The organism is Achromobacter sp. NCFB-sbj8-Ac1-l (assembly GCF_052695805.1).
This window is the reverse complement of the sequence record NZ_CP199812.1, coordinates 244881-264993: the sequence shown is the minus strand read 5'-3', so window position 1 is coordinate 264993 and position 20113 is coordinate 244881. Positions and strand designations below refer to the sequence as shown.

Below are 20113 nucleotides of genomic sequence, written 5' to 3'. Positions count from 1 at the left end.
CGCCACCCGACCTCGTGGAGCAAAGCTTATGAAATCACGCGCAGCAGTCGCATTCGGACCCGGCAAGCCGCTGGAAATCGTTGAAATCGACGTCGCGCCGCCGCAGCGCGGCGAGGTGCTGGTGCAGATCACCCACACCGGCGTCTGTCACACGGATGCGTTCACCCTCAGCGGTGACGACCCCGAAGGCCTGTTCCCGGCCGTGCTGGGCCACGAAGGCGCCGGCGTGGTGGTCGAAGTGGGCGAGGGCGTCACGTCGCTCAAGCCGGGCGACCACGTCATTCCGCTCTACACGGCCGAGTGCCGCGAGTGCAAGTTCTGCCTGTCGGGCAAGACCAACCTGTGCCAGAAGGTGCGCGCCACGCAGGGCAAGGGCGTCATGCCGGACGGCACCTCGCGCTTCAGCTACGAGGGCAAGCCGCTGTACCACTACATGGGCTGCTCGACGTTCAGCGAATACACCGTGGTCAACGAGATCTCGCTGGCCAAGATCAACCCGGCGGCCCCGCACGAAAAGGTCTGTCTGCTGGGCTGCGGCGTCACGACCGGCCTGGGCGCGGTGCACAACACCGCCAAGGTCAAGGAAGGCGATACCGTTGCCGTGTTCGGCCTGGGCGGCATCGGCCTGGCGGTGATCCAGGGCGCGGTGCAGGCCAAGGCCGGCCGCATCATCGCGGTGGACACCAACCCGAACAAGTTCGTGCTGGCCAGCGCCATGGGCGCCACCGACTGCATCAACCCCAAGGACTACGACAAGCCCATCCAGGAAGTCATCGTCGAACTGACCGATGGCGGCGTGGACTTCTCGTTCGAGTGCATCGGCAACGTGCACGTGATGCGCGCCGCGCTGGAATGCTGCCACAAGGGCTGGGGCGAAAGCATCATCATCGGCGTGGCCGGCGCCGGCCAGGAAATCAGCACCCGCCCGTTCCAGCTGGTCACCGGCCGTGTGTGGCGCGGCTCGGCCTTCGGCGGCGTCAAGGGCCGCACGCAGCTGCCGGGCATGGTCGAAGACGCGATGAGCGGCAAGATCGACCTGGACCCGTTCGTGACGCACACGCTGCCGCTGGACCGCATCAACGAAGCATTCGACCTGATGCATGAAGGCAAGTCGATCCGCACCGTGATCCACTACTGATCCGCCTGCCGCACCACGACAGGCCCGGTGCGATTGCGCCGGGCCTTTCTGTTTGTGTGACCAACGCAAGACATCGCCGCCACGGCCCATGACAGTGCTGTCATTCATCTTCACGTAATCTTGGCCCGCGACCATGCGCCCTCGTAGAACAAGAGGGATGCACGCATGACGACGTGGAAGAGGACTGCCGGCGCGGCAGCATTGAGCCTGATGATGGCGTTGTTGGCCGGTTGCGGCGGCAGCGACGACGATGACGATGCGCCGGCCACGCCGGGCCCGGCGGCCAGCCGGCCGATGGAACTGACGATCCTGCACATCAACGATCATCACTCCAACCTGGACAGCAAGAAGAAAGACCTGAAGCTCAAGAATGCGGCGGGTTCCCGCGTGACCGTGAACACGGACGTGGGCGGTTTTCCGCGGGTGACGGCGGCCTTCAAGGAACTGGCCGCGAAATCGCCCAACGTGCTGAAACTGCACGCGGGCGACGCCACCACCGGCACGCTGTACTTCAACCGTGCGGGCGATCCCGGCGAGGCCGATGCCGCGCTGATGAACACGGTCTGCTTTGACGCCATGACGCTGGGCAACCACGAATTCGACAAGGGCGACAGCGGTCTGAAGCGCTTCATCGAGCTGCTGCATGCCGGCACCTGCCAGACCCCCGTGCTGAGCGCCAACGTCACGTTCGGCGCCAACTCTGCGTTGAATCCATCGCGCGCGCCGGGCATGGTCAAGCCATCCATCACCTTGCAGCGCGATGGCCAGCCGATCGGCCTGGTGGGCCTGACCATCGCCAACAAGACGCAGCAGTCCTCCAGCCCCGACCCCGGCACGCGGTTCTCTGACGAGACCGCCGCGGCGCAACAGCAGATCGATGCGCTGCGCGCCCAGGGCGTGAACAAGATCGTGGTGATGAGCCACATCGGCTATGACTACGACAAGCAGATCATTCCCAAGCTGAGCGGCGTGGACGTGGTGGTGGGCGGCGATTCGCACACGCTGCTGGGCCCGGCTGCACTGTCGACCTACGGCGTCGGCTCGCCCGCGGGTGCCTACCCGACCGAACTGCGCAACAAGGACGGCAAGCCCGTCTGCCTGGTGCAGGCCTGGGAATACTCGCAGGTGGTGGGCGAGCTGAAGGTCAGCTTCGATGAAAACGGCGACGTGACGGCCTGCGCCGGCACCCCGCACGTGCTGGTGGGCGATGCGTTCACCATCGGCGGCGCGACGCCTGCGGCGGCAGACAAGACCGCCATCCTGGCCGACGTGGCTGCCAGCGGCTTCCTGCGCGTGCAGGCGCCCGACGCCCAGGCGACCTCGGTGCTGCAACCCTTCAAGGCCAAGGTCGATGCCTTCAGCGCCAGCCTGGTCGCTTCGGTACCGCAGGAGCTGTGCTCGCGCCGCGTACCGGGCGGCCCGGGTTCGCGCGACTACAACCGCTCCAGCGTGGCCTGCAACACACTGGGCAACGTCAACCTGCACGGCGGCGACATCCAGCAGCTGGTGGCGCAAGCCTACCTGGAGGTGGCCAACGCCAGCTATGGCGGCGCCGACATCTCGCTGCAAAGCGGCGGTGGCGTGCGCGTGCCGCTGCTGGGCAACGTGACGGCCGCCAACGTGATCGAGGTGGTGCCGTTCGGCAACATGCTGTGGCGCCTGGACGTCACCGGCGCCGAGGTCAAGAGCATGCTGGAAGACGGCATGCAGGCCGTCTACGGTCCGGGCGGTTCCACCGGTCCGTATCCCTACGCGGGGGGCCTGCGCTGGGACGTGAACGCGGCGCTGGCCCAAGGCAGCCGGGTGTCCAATATCGAAGTGCACGACAACGCCAGCGGCAACTGGCTGCCAGTGGACCCGACCCGCACCTACAAGCTGTTCGTGCTGAGCTTCAATGCCACCGGCGGCGACGGCTACAAGACGCTGGCCAACGTGCCCGCAGCGCGGCGCCAGGACATCGGCGTGCTGGATGCCGACGTGCTGCAGGCCTACATCGACAAGCAGGCCAAGGACCCCGTGTCCGGCCTGCCGGTGCTGAACCTGCTGCCGATCAGCCTGTACAGCACGAAGACGTACAGCGAATAGGCGGACAGCCCCGCCCAGGCCGTGATATACCTGTGCCGCGTGCGCGGCGCCTGCCTGCCAGGCCCGCGCGCGCCGCACACCAGGAGCCTGCGCATGTCCACCACCGCCACCTTGAACGCCGCCGCCGCGGCGCCCCGCCGCATGACCGCCCCGGCCTTTCGCGCACGCAAGCGCGCCGAGCCCCTGGTCATGCTCACCGCCTACACCGCGCGCATGGCCGAGCTGCTGGATCCGCACTGCGACGCCCTGCTGGTGGGCGACAGCCTGGCGCAGACCCTCTACGGCCTGCCTTCCACGGTGCCGGTCACGCTGGACATGATGATCGCGCATGGCGCGGCCGTGGTGCGCGGCTCGCGCCAGGCGCTGGTCGTGGTCGACATGCCATTCGGCAGCTACGAAGAAAGCCCGGAACAGGCCTTTCGGTCGGCCGCGCGCGTCATGAAGGAAACCGGCGCGGGCGCCATCAAGCTGGAAGGCGGCCAGGCCATGGCGCCGACCATCGCGTACCTGTCGGCGCGCGGCATTCCCGTCATGGCGCACATCGGCCTGACGCCGCAGGCCGTCAACATCCTGGGCGGCTACGGCGCACGCGGACGCGGCGAAGCCGAATATGCCCGCATCGCCGCCGATGCCTCTGCAGTGGCCGACGCCGGCGCGTTCTCGGTCGTGATCGAAGGTGTGGTCGAATCGCTGGCGCAGGCCATCACCCACGCCATTGCGTGCCCCACCATCGGCATCGGGGCATCGGTCGACTGCGACGGCCAGGTGCTGGTCGTGGACGACATGCTGGGCATGTTCGAGCGCACGGCACGCTTCGTCAAACGCTACGACAGCCTGGCCGACCGCATCCAGGCTGCCGCGCGCAGCTACGCCGACGACGTGCGCGCCCGCCGCTTTCCGCAGGCAGAGCACCTGTACTAGGCGGGCCACGGGGCCGGATCCGGCCCCGTTCGCGTTTGTGGCTAGAATCAGGCATTGCCTTGCCCTCTCGCAGCCGCCCATGACACCCCCCCGCCACGATTCCCCCCAATTGCAGGATGCCATCGCGGACGCGATCAGCACCGCCACGCGCGGCGCGGGACGCGTCAACATCCTGGTGGCCGGCAAGACGGGCGTGGGCAAGAGCACCCTGATCAACGCCGTGTTCCGCGGCGACCTCGCCAAGACCGGCGCGGGCAAGCCGGTCACGCAGACGACCCAGGAATTCTCGCGGCCCGGCCATCCGCTCACCATCATCGACACGCGCGGCCTGGAAGTCGGCGACTACGCGCGGTCGCGCCAGCAGCTGGCCGACCTGATCCGCGAACGCTCGGTGGCCGAAGACCAGGACCGGCACCTGCATGTGGCCTGGCTCTGCATCCAGGACAGCAGCCACCGCGTCGAAGACGCCGAAATCGAACTGTGTGCACTGTTGGCCGATGCCGGCATTCCCGTCATCACGGTGCTCACCAAGGCCCGCAAGAACAGCCCCTTCCAGCACGAAGCCGAAAAGCTCCTGCCGCGCGCCCGGCAGGTGGTGGCGGTGCGTGCGCTGCCCGAACGCATCGAGGAACTGGACGCGGACCTGCCGCCGATGGGCCTGGACGCGCTGATCGAAGCCACGGCGCAGTACATCCCTGAATCGCAGCAGCGGGCCTACGCCAACGCGCTGTCGACCCGCAACAAGAAGGCCCTGGAAGTAAAAAAAAAGCGGGCTGAGATAGAAGTGAACATCGCGGCCGGCCTGGCCGCGTCCGCCGCCGCCGCACCGATTCCTTTCTCGGACGCGGTCGCGCTGGTGCCGATCCAGGTGGGCATGATCGCCAAGATCGGCATCACCTTCGGCATGGAATTGAACACCGCCGCCATCAGCACGCTGGTCACATCCACACTGGGCGCCTCTGCCGCCACCCTGGTGGGGCGGTCGGTCGTGTCCGGCCTGCTCAAGTTCATTCCTGGTGCGGGCAGCGCCGTGGGCGGCACCATTGCCGCCACCACGGCCGGCGCCATCACCAAGCTGCTGGGCAACGCCTATATCGCCGTGTTGTACGACTTCTGCCAGAAGCATCCCGGGCAGGACATCGACATCGCCATGATCACGCAGGCCCTGAAGCAGCGCGTCAAGCTCTGACGCCGCCGGCCGGCCATCGCAACGATTCGACTCAATGCGCCAGGATTGGCAAGGAACGGCCTTTTCTCGCGGCGCCGGTAAATAATCGCGGCCGCGCGACGTAAACGTATTGCCGCGAATCCCGCCATACCCCGCTCAAGCCAATGATCATCGACAACTCCGACGTCATGTACCGGCACCTCGTGCAAGGTGTCATCGACTACGCCATCTACATGCTCAACCCCGACGGCACCGTCGCCAACTGGAATGCCGGGGCCGAGCGAGCCAAGGGCTACACGCGGGACGAGATCGTGGGCAAGCACTTCTCGTGCTTCTACAGCCCGGCCGACCAGGCTGCCGGCGTACCGGGCAGGGGGCTGGAAATCGCCCGCAGCCAGGGCCGTTTCGAAGCCGAGGGCTGGCGCATGCGCAAGGACGGCACGCCGTTCTGGGCCCACGTGGTCATCGATGCGATCCACGATGACGCCGGCGCCTTGATGGGGTTCGCCAAGATCACGCGCGACTGCACCGAACGCCGTGAACGCGAATTGCAGCTGCTGCGCGCCAAGGACCTGGCCGAGCGCTACAACACCGAGCTGACCTCGCTGTCGAGCTTCCTCGAAGCGGTGGTTTCGCACATCCCCTCGTGCGTACTGGTGCTGGACGCCGTATCGCGCCGCATCCTGCTGGCCAACCGCCAGGCCGAAACGATGTTCGGCGGCACGCGCGAGCAGATGCAGGGCAAGACCGTGCAGGAATGCCTGCCGCCCGCCGTGCACGAGTTCTTCGACCGCCTGACCAACGACGCGCTGCGGTCCGATGGCGCGCTGCGCGAAGCCGGCCAGGAAGAACTGACCTCCCCGGGCGGCCCGCGTACCTTGCGCAGCAAGACGCTGGTGTTCCACAGCAGCGATCCACGCTCGCGCTATGTGCTGCTCATCGCCGACGACATCACCGACGAAAACGCCGCCCATGCCCAGGTGCGCTACATGGCGCATCACGACACCCTGACCGGCATCCCCAACCGCCGACTCTTCCGCGAACAACTGCTCAAGGCGCTCAACCCCGACTACCCCGCACGCACCGCCGCCGTGCTGTGCCTGGACCTGGACAACTTCAAGAGCGTCAACGACACCCTGGGCCATCAATACGGCGATGAACTGCTGCGCCAACTGGCCCGCCGCCTGGCCAAGAACCTGCGCGAGCAGGACACGCTGGCCCGCCTGGGGGGTGACGAATTCGCCGTGGTGCTGCCCGGCGTGGAGAAAACCGATGATCTGCGCCAGATGGCGCAGCGCCTGATCGACGCGGTGCGCGAGCCATTCCAGGTGGACGGACACACGGTGCCGGTCAGCGTCAGCATCGGCATCGCCACGGCCAGCGCGCAGGAATGCAGCGCCGACCACTTGCTGCGCTACGCCGACATGGCGCTGTACGAAGCCAAACGCAACGGCCGTAACTGCCTGGCGTTCTTCCAACCCGAAATGGAGGCCGCCGCGCTCAAGCGCCACGAAATGGAAATGGACCTGCGCCAGGCGATCCTGTCGCATCAGCTGCACCTGCACTACCAGCCCATCAAGGACATCAGTCACGTCCGCACGGTGGGGCGCGAGGCGCTGATGCGCTGGCAGCACCCGGTAAAGGGGCTGATCATGCCCAACGACCTTCATCTTCATCGCCGAGGAAACCGGGCTGATCCACGAGCTGGGCGCTTTCACGCTGCATGAGGCCTGCCGCGAGGCCATGACCTGGGCACCGCACGAGACCGTGGCGGTCAACCTGTCGCCCACCCAGTTCACCAACAATGCACTGGTCTCGCTGGTGGAATCCGCCCTGGCCACGTCGGGCCTGCCGGCCAGCCGCCTGGAACTGGAAATCACCGAATCGGTGCTGCTGGCCAATTCCGAGGCCAACCTGAACACGTTGAACCGCCTCAAGCAGTTGGGCGTGAAGGTGGCGCTGGACGACTTCGGCACGGGCTACTCGTCGCTGGGCTATCTGCGCAGCTTCGAGTTCGACAAGATCAAGATCGACAAATCGTTCACGCAGGACGTCGAGTCCAGCAAAGAGGCGCTGGCGATCATCCGCGCCATCAATGGCATCGGCCGCAGCCTGGATATCCCGACCACGGCCGAGGGCGTCGAAACCGAAGCCCAGCTGGAACGCCTGACGCAGGAAGGCTGCTCGCACTTCCAGGGCTACCTGCTGGGCCGGCCGGTGTCGCACGAGACGCCCGACGCCCCCCCTGCGACCCAGGCCCTGTCAGCACGGAAAGGAACCTCGCGCAGGCCCTAGTCCTTGAGAACCACCTGGCTGGCCCGGGCTGCGGCCTGGCGGCCACGCACCAGCTCGAACAGGTTCTTCGGATCGGCCAGGCGCGGCGCCACTTCGACCCGTACGCCGATGCCGTGCTTGACCGCGCTGTCGCGCAGCCAGCGCAACGCCGAGAAGTCTTCCAGCGCGAAGCCCACTGAATCGAACACCGTGATTTCCTGCGCGTCGCGGCGGCCGGCGCTTTGGCCGGTCAGCACGCGCCACAGTTCGGTCACCGCGAAATCCGCCGGCATCTGCTGCAGATCGCCTTCGATGCGCGTCTGCGGCTCATATTCGACGAACACCGAGCCGGCGCGCAGCACATCCGCATGCAGTTCGGTCTTGCCGGGGCAGTCGCCGCCCACCGCATTGATGTGCATGCCCGGCTCGATCATGTCGACCGTCAGGATGGTGGCGTAGGCCTTGTCGGCCGTCACGGTGGTCACGATATCCACGCCCTTGACCGCGGCTGTGGTGCTGTCGAAACGCCGCAGGTGCAGGCCCGGCACGTTCGCCAGGTTGCGCGCCAGCTTGTCGGTCGCGGCCGGATCCACGTCGTACAGGTGCAAAGTGTCGATGCCCAGGATGTGATGGAACGCCAGCGCCTGGAACTCGCTTTGCGCGCCGTTGCCGATCAGCGCCATGGTGCGCGAACCCGGACGAGCCAGGGCGCGGGCGGCCAGCGCCGACGTGGCGGCGGTGCGCAGCGCGGTGGTCAGCGTCAGTTCGCTGATCAGCAGCGGCTCGCCGGTGTGGACCTGCGCCAACGCGCCAAAGGCCATCACCGTGCTCAGGCCCGCCAGCGGATTGCCTGGGTGGCCGTTGACGTACTTGAAGCTGTACAGGTCGCTGTCGGCGGTCGGCATCAATTCGATCACGCCGGTATCGGAATGGCTGGCCACGCGGGCGCTTTTATCGAACTCCTGCCAGCGCAGGTAATCGGCCAGCAGATAGTCCAGAAGGTCCTCGAAGACCTTGCGCGGGCCCTGTGCGGCCACGATCTTCGCGACGTCGGTGGTAGTGAGCAATGTCGTCATTATTTTCCCCTGTTGTATCGATAGGGAAATTCTGGCCGATGGCCAGGTCAATGCCTAGCGCCCACTTTCCACACAAAATGCAAGGAACCTGCCATTGTGGCAACGGCCAATGCCACTTGTCGCAATTCGGCCCGGACAATGGCCTGAAACGGCGTTATTGGGCCTTCTGGCCGGCTCTGGCCTTCGAATTTGTGCCTGCTTTGGCCTGCTTGAGGCTTTCGCACAGCTCTGCCGGCAGGTGTTCGCGCATGGTCTCGATGAAACGCCGCAGGCGGGCCGGTTGCAATCGCGACGGGGCATAGACCAGGTGCACCGGTAATGGCGCAGCCTGCCAGTCAGGCGCCAGCAGCACCAATTGGCCGCTGGCCAACTCATCGCGCAGCGCCCACGCCGAGGCGATGCCCACTCCCAGGCCCAGCACTGCCGCCTTGCGCAGCGCATACAAGCCATCGGTGGACAGGCGCGGCTGGATATCGAAACACGCCACTTCGCCGGTCTGCGAATGCGTCAGGCAGACTTCGTCGCGGTAGAACGTGCGCAGCGCCAGCCAGGGCAGGCGAGCCAGCTCGGCAGGATGTTGCGGCACGGGGCCGCCCGCCAGCAAGGACGGCGCCGCCATGACGCTGCGCGGCACCTCGCCCAGCTTGAGCGCGACCACGGAAGGGTCCGACACCGGCCCGACCTTGATCGCACAATCGATGTTTTCCGCCACGAAATCCGGCACCCGGTCATGCAGCAGCCATTCCACGCGCATGCCTGGGTACTGCTGCAGGTACTTGGCCAGGGGCTCCATGAACTGGTTCTGTCCGAACGCGTGCGGGGCCACCACCCGCAGCGTCCCGGCCAATTCCTCGCCCGCGCCCCGCACGTCATTTTCGAACGATTGCCAGGTGGCCATCAACGCTTTCGCGCGTTCATAGCCGCGCTGGCCGTCGTCGGTCAGCCGGATGGCGTGGGTGGAGCGCTGCAACAGGCGGACCCCCAGGGTGCGCTCCAGCAATTGCAACCGGCGGCTGACCGTGGGCTGGGTGGCGCCCAGTTGCAGGGCGGCGGCCGAGAGGCTGCCTGCCTCGACGATGCGCACGAAGGTCTCGACCAGCAGCATGCGGTCAGTGCCGGCAGCCGAGGCGAAATGGGAAAGGGCGGACTTGGTCATACGCCCATCGTATAACGGATCTACCCCGGCGACGGCTACCCAAGGGGCCCGCAGGCGAGCAGAATCTGCCCCATTCGCACGTTGCAGTGCATCATTCCGAACGGATTTCTCATGCCCCCCGACGCTCACACCCCCACCGCTCCCCAGGAGCTTTCCGCCCGGCTCGTGCTGTTGCTGGCCATTGGCGCCGGCCTGGCGGTCGCCTCGCTGTATTACAACCAGCCCATGCTCGGCATCCTGGGCGCCGACCTGCACGCCAGCGCCGCCGAGCTGGGCTGGATTCCCACGCTGACCCAGCTTGGTTATGCGTTTGGCATATTGGCGCTGGCGCCCCTGGGCGACCGCTACAACCGCAAGCGCATCGTGCTGATGAAGGTCGCCGCCCTGGCCGCGGCCCTGCTGTCGGCGGCCCTGGCGCCGTCGGCTGGCGTGTTGCTGGCGGCCAGCTTCGCCATCGGCCTGTCGGCCACCCTGGCGCAGGACATCGTGCCCGCCGCCGCCACGCTGGCGCCGCCAGCCCATCGGGGCCGTATCGTCGGGACGGTGATGACCGGCCTGCTGCTGGGCATCCTGCTGTCGCGCGTGATCAGCGGCCTCGTGGCGCAGCAGCTCGGCTGGCGCGCCATGTTCCTGGCGGCCGCCGCGTCCATCCTGGCGTTGGGCGTGGCACTGTGGCGCGGCCTGCCCGCCTTCGCGCCGACCACGCAGTTGCCCTACACCGAGTTGCTGCGTTCGCTGGGCAGGCTATGGCGCCAGCACGGCGAACTGCGCCGCGCTTCCATCGCGCAGGGGCTGCTGTCGTTGGGCTTCAGCGCGTTCTGGTCGACGCTGGCCGTGATGCTCCATGGCGAACCGTTCCACCTGGGCTCGGCCGCAGCCGGCGCGTTCGGCCTGGCCGGCGCCGCCGGCGCCCTGGCGGCCCCGCTGGCCGGGCGCTATGCCGACCGGCGCGGCGCTCATGCCGTCAGCCGCCTGGGCGCCGCGCTGACCGCCCTGTCTTTCGCGGTCATGGTCCTGCTGCCGCTGCTGTCGCCCCAATCCGGCCTGTGGCTTCTGGCGGCCAGCACCATCGGCTTTGACCTGGGCATCCAGGTGGCGCTGATCGCGCACCAGAGCATCGTCTACGGCATCGATCCGGCCGCTCGCAGCCGCCTGAATGCCGTGCTGATGGTCAGCGTGTTCATCGGCATGGCGGCCGGCGGCGCGCTGGGCAGCCTGGCGCTGGCGAACTGGGGCTGGACGGGCGTGACGGTGGTGGCCACCGTGGCCGCGGTCGGCGCGCTGATGCTGCGCGTGCTGCCGGGCCGGCTGCGCCTGCGCCGCCGCGCCGGTTGCCCGGCGTGATGACGCCCTGACGCCGCACGATAAAAACGGGGCGGGCCCACAGCGCGGCGGCAACGCAGCGCTGTGGGCCCGCCCCGGCCTGCAGATGAACGGAATCAGGCGTCCGGCTGATTGATCTGCGAGGCGTCGATGATTTCCGCCACCAGCACCGTGGCCGGGCCGTGCAGGAAATACTCGGACTCGGCCGGTTCCCGCAGCTTCATATAGCTGGTTTCGCCGATCTGCATCGTGTGGCCCGCGGCCAGCTCGGCGCCGCTATCCAGCATGTACGCCATGATGTTGTTGAACATGCCGGAATACTGTTCGCCCTGGTGGTGGCCCTCGGCCAGCACGGCGAAATCCGGCAGCCCGAACACGTCGCCGCCGTAGGTGCGCATCCACACGCCCTCCGTGCCTTCCACCTCGTATTTCACGAAGCCGCAGTACAGCATGGTCAGCGGCAACGAGCGCAACAGTTCCAGGCTTTCGTCGCCCATGGATTCCCGCGTGAACACGCCGGCCGGCAACGAGGTGTGCGCGTGCTCGTTCAGCACCGCCACCGCGTTGAAGTCCGACAGCGCGCCGGCCACCGCGGCCAGCGCCACGTACTGCTCAAGCGGGTCCTGCTCGAAGCCCGCGTAGTACAGCAGCACATTGCTGACATGGGCGCGCACCTGCGCCTTGACGTCCGCCGGGTAATGCGCGGGGGCCACGCAGGCTTCGATCGATTCCTGCGGGTAGGGCGCATTGAAGCCCACCAGGCGCACGACGTGCTTGCCCCAACCCACCATGGCCAGCAACTCGGGCATGTCGGGTTCGATCTCGGCGCGGGCCTGGCGCATGTCCGGGTGGTAGGCGCGCAGCGCCGCGGTCAGCGCGTCGGCCGTCAACGCCAGCGGGGCGCTGAACACGACTTGCAGGCTGATCGGATCTTCGATGGCCGGGTTGGCCGTCAGCGCGGCAGCGGCGGCAGGCGATTCATTGCGGCCGAAAAAGCGGGAGATGAGACTCATGGTGGGAAAGCGAACCTGTCCGGGGAAAGCGGGGATGCTATCAAGCCCCGGCGGCAGGCTGGCCGACGATGTGCAACAAAACCCCGCTGCGCGAAACCGGACGTTAGATTTCCCAAGATTTCAGGCCGTGTTTCACGGCGCCCCGCTCAGGTTGCCCCACGCACCGCGCCTCGTTTCACTTCAATTCACGCGTCGCGCCAATCACCCGCAGCGTCGGCATCAACTGCCGCCAGGCGTCCTTGGGAATCGATTCGGGCCGCTTCAGCTCGGCAGCCGCCGGGTCGTCCAGCCGTTCGCCCTTGCAGGCGAACACGATGCTGTTGGTCATGTCGTCGTCCACCACTTCGAACATCGACGCGCCGAACGACTCGCGCACGCGGTCCAGATAGTCACGGTGATTCGGGTGGTTCAAGTGGAAATTGATGACCAGGATGCCCTCGTCGCGCAGGGCCGTGTAGCAATCGGCGTAGAACTCGGCCGAACACAGGGCATCGGGAATGCCCGCGTCGCCGTAGCCGTCCAGCAGCAGCACGTCGGCCGCGTCCCGCAAGCCGCGCAGATGGTCGGCCGCATCGGCCTGCACCACCCGGAAGCGGGCATCGTCGCGCGGCACCAGGAAAGCGTCGCGCAGCGCGATCACGCCAGGGTCGATCTCCACCACTTCGATGCGCGAACGGGACAAGTAGCGGTAGCAGAACTTGGCCAGCGAGCCCCCGCCCAGACCCACCATCAGAATGTCGGCCGGCGCCGGCGTGAACAGCACGAAGCCCATCATCATCCGGGTGTACTCCAGGTCGAGCGCATCCGGGTTGAGGGTGGACATGCGACTCTGGATGACCTTTTCCGAAAAATGCAGGGTCCGGGTGGTGCCGGACTCCTGGATGAAGGGGTGCAGCGGCGCTTCGCCACCGGCGTCGGAAGGCTGGGACAAGGAAGGGGACGGATCGTGTCGGGACATGGACGCAGAAGATACCACCGCCGAAGGGTCCGAGCGATTGCCGGACGGATTCTCCTCTGGAAACATAAAGAACGTGCGCCGGCCTGCCGTATATATGGGCATGAACACCCTCCTGGATACGGATAGCCCCTTTTCACCGGCCACGCCACGCCCGGCGGATGCGCGCGCCGCCGACAAGCGGGACGCGGATGCCGCAGCCGACCGTGACAAGGCGCAGGCGCCCAAGGAACTGCCGACGTCGTTTCGGGTCGTGTTGAGCGACGACGCGCTGGAACGGGCCGACAAGGCGCGCAAGGCCATCGCCCAACTGTCAGCCAGCACGGTGCAATCGCGCCAGGACCAGGCCCGCAGCCGCGTCGAGCAGATCAAACAGCGTATCGAGATGCTCAAGAAGATGCTGATGCTGCTGGGCAAGGCCGCGGCCAAGGCCATCCTGGTCGAACTGCGCCAACTGGCCGGTGAACTCGGCCAGGCGGCCGCCGCCTTGAAGGACAGCGGCGGGGCCGCCACGACCGGAACCAGCATGGGGCCGACCGCCGCGCCCGTGGTGCACGGGGCGCCGACGCCCGCCATCAGCGCCGGCATGGGCGCCACCACGCCGGGCGCCGAGGGCGCGTTGGCCGAGTCATCGACCGCATCGGCCGAACGCGCAGCATCCCTGTCCAGCGGCACCGAGGCCACTGCCAGCCAGGCGCCCGCCGCGACCTCCCGCGCGCTGGCGGCCTACGCCGCCGGTGAAGCCGCGGCGGGCAGCCCCACCCCCGACAACCCGCCGGCGACGCAAGCCGGGGCAGCCGCCGCTGGGGCAGCCGACGCCAACCCGGCACAAGACGCCCGTACGGCCCGAGAGGCCGCGGCCGCCGCGGTCGATGCCGCCCTGGGCAACTCAAGCCCCGACGACACTGACCAGACCGATGCGGACCCAGACAAACCGTCCCCCTCCGCCCCCGAATCCCGCCAGGAACGACAGGTCGCCGACAAGCGGCGCCAGGACGACGCCCAGTCCGTCCGCGACGCGATCCGCGCCTTGAAGGAACTGCTGGCCCTGGTCAAGCGCAAGCTGCGCGAGCCCGACGGCCACGAGCCAAAGCAGGCCGCCGACGTCCAGCACGCGCTGACGCAAGCCGAACAGGCCGCCCAGGCGCTGGATGGCGGCGCTTCGGTGACGGTGTCGGCCTGATTCCTCATGCCTTGAACGTGACCCACGGCTTGAGCCGCGCGACCGACCGGATCAGCCCCGCTTCTTCCTGGGCCTGCAACACCGGACCGATCGGCTTGTAGGCGTGCGGCGCCTCTTCGATCCGGCGTTCTTCGCGCAGGGTCACGCATTGCCAGGTGCCCGGCGAGGTCTCGTGCCGGGTCCGGCGCACGTCCTGCCGGCGCATGCTGCGGCCCGCGCCATGGCTGCAAGACCACAGCCAATCCGCGTTGCCCAGGCCGGTGGCCACGAAACTGAAATCGCCCATCGAGCCGGGAATCAACGCCAGGTCGCCTGCGCGCGCCGGCGTTGCGCCCTTGCGGTGGATATTCAGCCCCTGCTCGCGCAGCACCACGTTATGCGGCACGTCCACGACCAGGCGTGACCGCATGCCGCCAAGGGCGGCATCCAGCTCCTGGCGCACCATTTCGCCCAGCACCATGCGATTGGCCCAGGCGTAGCGGGCCGCCGTGCCCATGGCCTGCAGGTATTCCTGCGCCAACGCGCCCGACAGCCCATACAGCTTGCTGTCCGGGTGCTTCAGCCCTTTGGGCCACTCGGCGCGCGCACGGTCCATCCAGCGCGCCCCCACATGGAAGCCCACGTCGCGCGAACCGGTGTGGATCATGACGACGACGTCGCCCTTCACCAGGCCGGCGGCATAGGCCGCATGCCGGTCCAGCACCTCGTCGACGATCTGCAATTCCACGAAGTGATTGCCGCCGCCCGTCGTGCCCAGGCCCGGGTCGCGAATGGTCTCGCGGCCATCCACCATGCCTTGCGGCGCATAGCGGGCCGCGCTGTCGAAATCCGACAGGCTGACGCACTGCGCCAGTTCGGCGTGCAGCTGATCGCGCCGCACGCCCGCCCACAGGCCCTCGGCCGTCAGGCTGTCCAGGAACGCATCCGGGCTGTCGTCGAACAGCGCCTTGAACGCCTTGCTGGGCACCGGCACGTTGCGGCCGTTTTGCAGCAGCACGCGCGTCAGCCGGCGGATCAGTTCCGCCTTGAACGGTTCGACCGCCGTGTGCGCCAGACCGGTGGTCAGCAAGCGCATGCCGCAGTTGATGTCCGTGCCGACCGCCGCCGGGATGACGAAACCGCCATCCGTCGCCACCACGGTGCCCACGGGCGCGATGCTGCCCGGATGGAAATCCGGCGTTGCGCACGCCTTGCAGACGCCATGATCCGCATCGGGCGAACGCACCGACGCAAAGGCAAGCAGTTGATGTACGGCCTTTTCCTCAAGGGGAAGCGCCGCGGGGAGAAGAACAGACGCTTGCGCCTGTTCATTGCTCAGGTGGTACACGCCATGCTGGTGTTCCACCTGGATGCCCTGCCGTTTCAGGGCGGATTTCAAACGGGAGATGTTCTTCACTTTCGCTGCCATCAAACAGGTACAGAAGTGCCTCCGTGTTCCGGAAGGCGTTGTACCCCCAGCAGCAGCGCCAGGAGGAGGCCGAAGTGTACAGAGGGTTCCGCGTCCGTGCGAGAAACGCGGCGTGACGCGTTGCGAAGCCGCAACGAGCCGGTCGCCGTTACCCCAGCGCGTCGATCCGCCGCAATGCGCGCGTGCCCGCCCTGGACACCTGAATGTGCGGATGCGCCTGGCACAGCGCCGCGACCGCGCGCAGCGCCCGCGATGGCCGCCTTTCGATCGCCATCGCCACCGCTTCACCCAGAAAGAAATCGTCATCCCGCGCCAGCGTTTCCAGCAACGCCAGATCGCCCAGGTCCAGAGACGGGATCAGTGTCAGCACCACGTCCACGCCTGATTCCTGTTGCAGCAGTTCGCGGATCAGGCCACCCAACGGCGGCTGGCCATCCACGAGTGGCGACGTATCGGGATGCAGTTCCTGCACATCCAGCCCTTGCTCGCCCGCCTGGCGCACCGCCGCGACAAAGTCCGCCAGGGAATCGAACACCACGCGGCTGTCGCCGTCGTGGGTCAGATACAGCACGCAGCCCGCCAACGGCGCCCGGCCCAGCAGCAGATGGTGATTGCTGGTCTGGGGGTCATCGAGCACCCGCCCTTGCAGCAGGTCGACCACCGGATGCCCCCGCATGGCCTCGGTCAGGTCGCTGGCCCGGTCGCGCGGCAGCAAACCCAGTGCGGCAAAGCCCGGGGCATCGATCGCGGCGAAATACTCGTCCAGGGTCACGGCGTCCGTCCTGTGAGGGAAAAGCCGACTGTAACCCCGGGCACCGACACCCCGTAGGTGAAAAACCTAAGTGACACGGCTGTCCGGCCCCTCTTATAAAGTCCATATTATGAACAATTGACCACATAAAGGACAGGCATGCCGCTAGACAGCCGCGACGAACAGCCCCTGATGCCGTATCAGTACCCCAATCCGTCCGACGCCCTGCCCGAAATCGTGGTCCCCAGCGCGATCCCGGACGACGAACGCGTCTGGGTGCCGCAGGCCGAGAACGTCTGGTTCCGCCCGCTCTGTCTGAACGCCAGCCAGGGCTACTGGACCAACCTGCTGCGCGTGCGCAAGACCGGCGTGCTCAGCCGCCACCGCCACCCGCAGGCGGTGCATGGCTTCGTGCTCAAGGGCCGCTGGCGCTACCTGGAACACGACTGGGAAGCCACCGAAGGCAGCTACGTCTTCGAACCCCCTGGTGAAACCCACACCCTGTACGTGCCGCCCGATGTCGAGGAAATGATCACGTTCTTCCAGGTCAACGGCGTCATGTACTACACCGACCCGTGGGGCAAGGGCATGGGCTACGAAGACGTCTTCACCAAGATCGACATGTGCCGCCAGCACTACGACGCCGTCGGCCTGGGCATCGATTACGTGCAGCAGTTCATCCGATGACCGCGGCGGCAGACACTCGCGCCCGCTACGACTTTCGTGGCCACGTCGCGGTGGTTGCGGGCGGCGCGGCCAAGGCGGGCGTCATGGCGCTGACCAAATCGCTGGGCAAGGAACTGGCGGGCAGCGGCGTGCTGGCCAACGCGGTGGCGCCCGCGGCCGTCAAGACCCGCCTGCTGGAACAGATGGCCCCCCGCCACGTGGAAACCATGATCGCCAAGAGCCCGCTGCGCAGGCTGGGCGAACCGCGCGAAGTGACCGAGCTGGTCGCCTGGCTCTGCTCGGCATCGTGCAGCTTCAACACCGGCGCGGTATTCGATCTGTCGGGAGGACGCGCCACCTGCTGACCGCGGCACCGCCGCGGCTGGCACAACAGCGCGGCAACAACCCAAAAAAAACCAAGGAGACAACGCATGAAACCTCGTACGACTGCCGCGCTTGCGCGGTGCATGGTCGGTGCCGCGCTCGGCCTGGCCGCGTTCGGCGCCCAAGCCCAGGGCGCCGCCTACCCCGCGCGCGCCATCGAACTGGTGGTGCCGTTCGCGGCCGGCGGCGGCACCGACGCCATGGCCCGCGCCTTCGCCGACGCGGCCCGCAACCACCTGCCGCAGACGGTGGTGGTGTTGAACAAGCCCGGCGCCTCCGGCGGCATCGGTTTTGCCGAAGTGGCCGGCGCACGGCCCGACGGCTACAAGCTGGGGCTGGTCACGGCCGACCTGGCCATCATTCCCCACCTGGGCATCAGCAAGACCACCTACGACAAGTTCGTGCCGGTCGCCCAATTGAACGCCGATCCGTCCGCCATCACGGTGCGCGCCGACTCGCCGCACACCACCATCGAAGGCTTCATCGAGGCGGCCAGGAAAGACAAGGCCGGCCTGCAGATCGGCAACGCCGGCACGGGGTCGATCTGGCACCTGGCCACCGCCGCCTTCGAAGACAAGATCGGTGCCAAGTTCAGTCACATCCCCTTCAACGGCGCCAACCCCGCCGTGCTGGCGCTGCTGGGCGGCCACATCGACGCCGTGGCCGTCAGCCCCGCCGAAGTGGCCGCCTACGTCACCGCCGGCAAGCTCAAGATGCTGGCCGTCATGGCCGACCAGCGCGTGCCCGGCTTCGAGAACGTACCGACGCTGAAGGAACGCAATATCGACCTGTCCATCGGCACCTGGCGCGGCATTGCCGCCCCGCTGGGCACGCCGCCGCAGATCATTGCGCAGCTGCAAGCCGCCGCCGCCAAGATCGCGGAAGAACCGGCCTTCCGGCAGACCCTGGAAAAGCAGAACCTGGGCTACCGCTATGCCGATTCCGCCGGCTTCGAAGCCACCATGCGGCGTGACGACGCGACCTTCAAGGCGTTGATCGACAAACTGGCCCTGCGCCAGCAATGACCCGGCGACTCACGCTGCAACCCGGGGCGCGGCCTGACTGCGCCCCGCACTTCTGGAGAGACAGGACATGGATCTGGGCATACAAGGTAAATCGGCGCTGGTATGCGGCGCCAGCAAGGGCCTGGGCTACGGCTGCGCGCTGGCACTGGTGCGCGAAGGCGTGCACGTGCTGATCGTGGCGCGCGGCGCCGACGCCCTGCAGGCGGCCGAACGCCAACTGCAGCAGGCCGCCGCCCACGGCGCCCAGGTGCGCGCCATCGCCGCCGACATCACGACCGAAGCCGGCCGCGCAGCGGTCTTCGACGTGCAGCGCGACTTCGACATCGTCGTCACCAACGCCGGCGGCCCGCCCCCTGGCGACTTCCGCGACTGGGACCGAGACGCCTGGATCAAGGCCGTCGACGCCAACATGCTCACGCCCATCGAACTGATCAAGGCCACCGTCGACGCCATGGCCGAGCGCGGCTTCGGCCGCATCGTCAACATCACCTCCAGTTCCGTGAAAGCGCCCATCGACGTCCTGGGGCTGTCCAATGGTGCTCGCAGCGGCCTGACCGGCTTCGTGGCCGGCGTCGCCCGCAGCAGCCTGGCCGCCCGCGGCGTCACGATCAACAACCTGCTGCCCGGCGCCTTCGCCACCGATCGCCTGAACGCCACGCTGGCCGCCACCGCCGCCAAGACCGGCCGCGACGCCGATGCGCTGCGCCAAGCCCGCCAGCAGGCCATTCCCGCGGGCCGCTTCGGCAACGCCGATGAATTCGGCGCCATCTGCGCCTTCCTGTGCAGCACCCAGGCCGCCTACATCACCGGACAGAACCTGCTGGCCGACGGCGGCGCATATCCCGGCACCTACTGACCCCATGACCTACCAACCTGATCTCTTCCAAGGCAAGACCGCACTGGTCACCGGCGCCACCCAGGGCATTGGCGCCGCCATCGCCAACCAGCTGCATGCACTGGGCGCCCGCGTCATCGCCACCGGCCTGGATGCGGGCGACGGCTCGCTGGCGGTGGGCGTACGCGTCGAACTGGCCGACTCCAGCAAGCAGCAGGACGTCGACCGCCTGTTCGGCACGCTGGACCGCCTGGACATCCTGGTGAACTGCGCCGGCATCATCCGCCGCAACGCCGAACATGACCTGGACGTGTTCGAGCAGGTGCTGGCCGTGAACCTGACCGGCACCATGCGCACCTGCGCCGCCGCCCGTCCGCTGCTGGCCAGGCACGGCGGCGTCATCGTCAATACCGCATCGATGCTGAGCTTCTTCGGCGGCGCGCTGGTGCCGGCCTATTCGGCCAGCAAGGGCGGCGTGGCGCAACTGACCAAGTCGCTGGCGCTGGCCTATGCGGCCGAGAACATCCGGGTCAATGCGGTGGCGCCGGGCTGGATCGCCACCCCGTTGACGCAGGCGCTGCAGGACGACCCCGCGCGGTCCGGTCCGATCCTGCAACGCACCGCGCTCGGGCGTTGGGGCCAGCCGACGGACGTGGCTCGCGCGGCCGTGTTCCTGTGTTCGCCTGCGGCCGGTTTCATCACCGGGCATATCCTGCCGGTCGACGGCGGCTATCTGGCGGCCTAGCGCAGGC

18 protein-coding genes and 1 pseudogene are annotated in these 20113 nt (G+C 67.6%); 13 read left to right on the top strand and 6 right to left on the bottom strand.

The genetic code is table 11. From position 1 onward, the window contains the following. The first annotated feature begins 28 nt into the window (after positions 1–28). The 6 genes from ACUDP5_RS01285 to ACUDP5_RS01260 all read left to right on the top strand — a co-directional run bounded on the left by ACUDP5_RS01285 (position 29) and on the right by ACUDP5_RS01260 (position 7607). Entirely contained in the window at positions 29–1138 is a 1110-nt protein-coding gene (locus ACUDP5_RS01285) for an S-(hydroxymethyl)glutathione dehydrogenase/class III alcohol dehydrogenase (protein WP_008164710.1), read from the top strand. A 165-nt stretch (positions 1139–1303) separates the two neighbouring features. After that, positions 1304–3223, top strand: coding sequence for a bifunctional metallophosphatase/5'-nucleotidase (locus tag ACUDP5_RS01280; protein ID WP_445657988.1), 1920 nt, complete (start codon positions 1304–1306; stop codon positions 3221–3223). A gap of 93 nt (positions 3224–3316) precedes the next feature. After that, entirely contained in the window at positions 3317–4144 is an 828-nt protein-coding gene (panB, locus tag ACUDP5_RS01275; RefSeq protein ID WP_445657987.1) for a 3-methyl-2-oxobutanoate hydroxymethyltransferase, read from the top strand. Between the two features lie 79 nt (positions 4145–4223). Then, positions 4224–5333: a GTPase gene (locus ACUDP5_RS01270; RefSeq protein WP_445657986.1), complete on the top strand. Its 1110-nt coding sequence runs from the start codon at positions 4224–4226 to the stop codon at positions 5331–5333. Between the two features lie 143 nt (positions 5334–5476). After that, a complete protein-coding gene (locus tag ACUDP5_RS01265; protein WP_445657985.1) occupies positions 5477–7039 on the top strand; it encodes a sensor domain-containing protein in 1563 nt (520 codons plus the stop codon). After that, positions 6981–7607 (top strand): EAL domain-containing protein, encoded by a 627-nt coding sequence (locus tag ACUDP5_RS01260; RefSeq protein ID WP_445659117.1) that lies wholly within the window; start codon positions 6981–6983, stop codon positions 7605–7607. The genes ACUDP5_RS01265 and ACUDP5_RS01260 overlap by 59 nt, the downstream gene beginning before the upstream one ends. Here ACUDP5_RS01260 and ACUDP5_RS01255 read toward each other — a convergent pair. Then, positions 7604–8662: an ornithine cyclodeaminase gene (locus ACUDP5_RS01255; protein ID WP_445657984.1), complete on the bottom strand. Its 1059-nt coding sequence runs from the start codon at positions 8660–8662 to the stop codon at positions 7604–7606. The genes ACUDP5_RS01260 and ACUDP5_RS01255 overlap by 4 nt on opposite strands. 154 nt (positions 8663–8816) lie before the next feature. After that, positions 8817–9818, bottom strand: coding sequence for a LysR family transcriptional regulator (locus tag ACUDP5_RS01250; RefSeq protein WP_445657983.1), 1002 nt, complete (start codon positions 9816–9818; stop codon positions 8817–8819). Positions 9819–9929: 111 nt separating this feature from the next. On the opposite strand from ACUDP5_RS01250, the gene ACUDP5_RS01245 reads away from it, so the two are divergent. Beyond that, the gene (locus tag ACUDP5_RS01245; protein WP_445657982.1) at positions 9930–11162 is read left to right on the top strand and encodes an MFS transporter; all 1233 of its coding nucleotides are present in this window, start codon (positions 9930–9932) and stop codon (positions 11160–11162) included. A gap of 95 nt (positions 11163–11257) precedes the next feature. On the opposite strand, the gene ACUDP5_RS01240 is transcribed toward ACUDP5_RS01245, so the two are convergent. Both ACUDP5_RS01240 and ACUDP5_RS01235 read right to left on the bottom strand, forming a co-directional pair. Beyond that, positions 11258–12154, bottom strand: a complete 897-nt coding sequence (locus ACUDP5_RS01240) for a DUF4261 domain-containing protein (protein WP_445657981.1) — start codon at positions 12152–12154, stop codon at positions 11258–11260. Positions 12155–12329: 175 nt separating this feature from the next. Beyond that, positions 12330–13085 (bottom strand): fused MFS/spermidine synthase, encoded by a 756-nt coding sequence (locus ACUDP5_RS01235; RefSeq protein ID WP_445657980.1) that lies wholly within the window; start codon positions 13083–13085, stop codon positions 12330–12332. 127 nt (positions 13086–13212) lie between these two features. On the opposite strand from ACUDP5_RS01235, the gene ACUDP5_RS01230 reads away from it, so the two are divergent. Next, on the top strand, positions 13213–14292 hold the full coding sequence (locus tag ACUDP5_RS01230; RefSeq protein ID WP_445657979.1) for a hypothetical protein: 1080 nt from the start codon (positions 13213–13215) through the stop codon (positions 14290–14292). A gap of 4 nt (positions 14293–14296) precedes the next feature. On the opposite strand, the gene ACUDP5_RS01225 is transcribed toward ACUDP5_RS01230, so the two are convergent. Both ACUDP5_RS01225 and ACUDP5_RS01220 read right to left on the bottom strand, forming a co-directional pair. Further along, a complete protein-coding gene (locus tag ACUDP5_RS01225; RefSeq protein WP_445657978.1) occupies positions 14297–15688 on the bottom strand; it encodes an RtcB family protein in 1392 nt (463 codons plus the stop codon). 160 nt (positions 15689–15848) lie between these two features. After that, positions 15849–16472: a hypothetical protein gene (locus tag ACUDP5_RS01220; protein ID WP_445657977.1), complete on the bottom strand. Its 624-nt coding sequence runs from the start codon at positions 16470–16472 to the stop codon at positions 15849–15851. 138 nt (positions 16473–16610) lie between these two features. Between ACUDP5_RS01220 and ACUDP5_RS01215 the strand changes: the two genes are divergently transcribed. The 5 genes and pseudogenes from ACUDP5_RS01215 to ACUDP5_RS01195 all read left to right on the top strand — a co-directional run bounded on the left by ACUDP5_RS01215 (position 16611) and on the right by ACUDP5_RS01195 (position 20106). Next, entirely contained in the window at positions 16611–17138 is a 528-nt protein-coding gene (locus ACUDP5_RS01215; protein WP_263912858.1) for a 2,4'-dihydroxyacetophenone dioxygenase family protein, read from the top strand. Positions 17139–17194: 56 nt separating this feature from the next. Next, positions 17195–17482: pseudogene (locus ACUDP5_RS01210) on the top strand (SDR family NAD(P)-dependent oxidoreductase); the annotation flags it as partial. A gap of 66 nt (positions 17483–17548) precedes the next feature. Beyond that, complete coding sequence (locus tag ACUDP5_RS01205) at positions 17549–18526, top strand: tripartite tricarboxylate transporter substrate binding protein (RefSeq protein ID WP_263912856.1); 978 nt, start codon at positions 17549–17551, stop codon at positions 18524–18526. Positions 18527–18593: 67 nt separating this feature from the next. Next, complete coding sequence (locus tag ACUDP5_RS01200) at positions 18594–19382, top strand: SDR family oxidoreductase (RefSeq protein ID WP_445657976.1); 789 nt, start codon at positions 18594–18596, stop codon at positions 19380–19382. Positions 19383–19386: 4 nt separating this feature from the next. After that, a complete protein-coding gene (locus ACUDP5_RS01195; protein ID WP_445657975.1) occupies positions 19387–20106 on the top strand; it encodes an SDR family NAD(P)-dependent oxidoreductase in 720 nt (239 codons plus the stop codon). The last annotated feature ends 7 nt before the right edge of the window (positions 20107–20113 follow it).

Bases quoted from the DNA above. Each gene is read 5' to 3' on its own strand.
- ACUDP5_RS01265 (WP_445657985.1), top strand. From the start codon at position 5,477: ATGATCATCGACAACTCCGACGTCATGTACCGGCACCTCGTGCAAGGT.
- ACUDP5_RS01200 (WP_445657976.1), top strand. From the start codon at position 18,594: ATGGATCTGGGCATACAAGGTAAATCGGCGCTGGTATGCGGCGCCAGC.
- ACUDP5_RS01240 (WP_445657981.1), bottom strand. From the start codon at position 12,154: ATGAGTCTCATCTCCCGCTTTTTCGGCCGCAATGAATCGCCTGCCGCC.
- ACUDP5_RS01270 (WP_445657986.1), top strand. From the start codon at position 4,224: ATGACACCCCCCCGCCACGATTCCCCCCAATTGCAGGATGCCATCGCG.
- ACUDP5_RS01250 (WP_445657983.1), bottom strand. From the start codon at position 9,818: ATGACCAAGTCCGCCCTTTCCCATTTCGCCTCGGCTGCCGGCACTGAC.
- ACUDP5_RS01195 (WP_445657975.1), top strand. From the start codon at position 19,387: ATGACCTACCAACCTGATCTCTTCCAAGGCAAGACCGCACTGGTCACC.
- ACUDP5_RS01205 (WP_263912856.1), top strand. From the start codon at position 17,549: ATGAAACCTCGTACGACTGCCGCGCTTGCGCGGTGCATGGTCGGTGCC.
- ACUDP5_RS01255 (WP_445657984.1), bottom strand. From the start codon at position 8,662: ATGACGACATTGCTCACTACCACCGACGTCGCGAAGATCGTGGCCGCA.
- ACUDP5_RS01285 (WP_008164710.1), top strand. From the start codon at position 29: ATGAAATCACGCGCAGCAGTCGCATTCGGACCCGGCAAGCCGCTGGAA.
- panB (WP_445657987.1), top strand. From the start codon at position 3,317: ATGTCCACCACCGCCACCTTGAACGCCGCCGCCGCGGCGCCCCGCCGC.
- ACUDP5_RS01215 (WP_263912858.1), top strand. From the start codon at position 16,611: ATGCCGCTAGACAGCCGCGACGAACAGCCCCTGATGCCGTATCAGTAC.
- ACUDP5_RS01245 (WP_445657982.1), top strand. From the start codon at position 9,930: ATGCCCCCCGACGCTCACACCCCCACCGCTCCCCAGGAGCTTTCCGCC.
- ACUDP5_RS01280 (WP_445657988.1), top strand. From the start codon at position 1,304: ATGACGACGTGGAAGAGGACTGCCGGCGCGGCAGCATTGAGCCTGATG.
- ACUDP5_RS01230 (WP_445657979.1), top strand. From the start codon at position 13,213: ATGAACACCCTCCTGGATACGGATAGCCCCTTTTCACCGGCCACGCCA.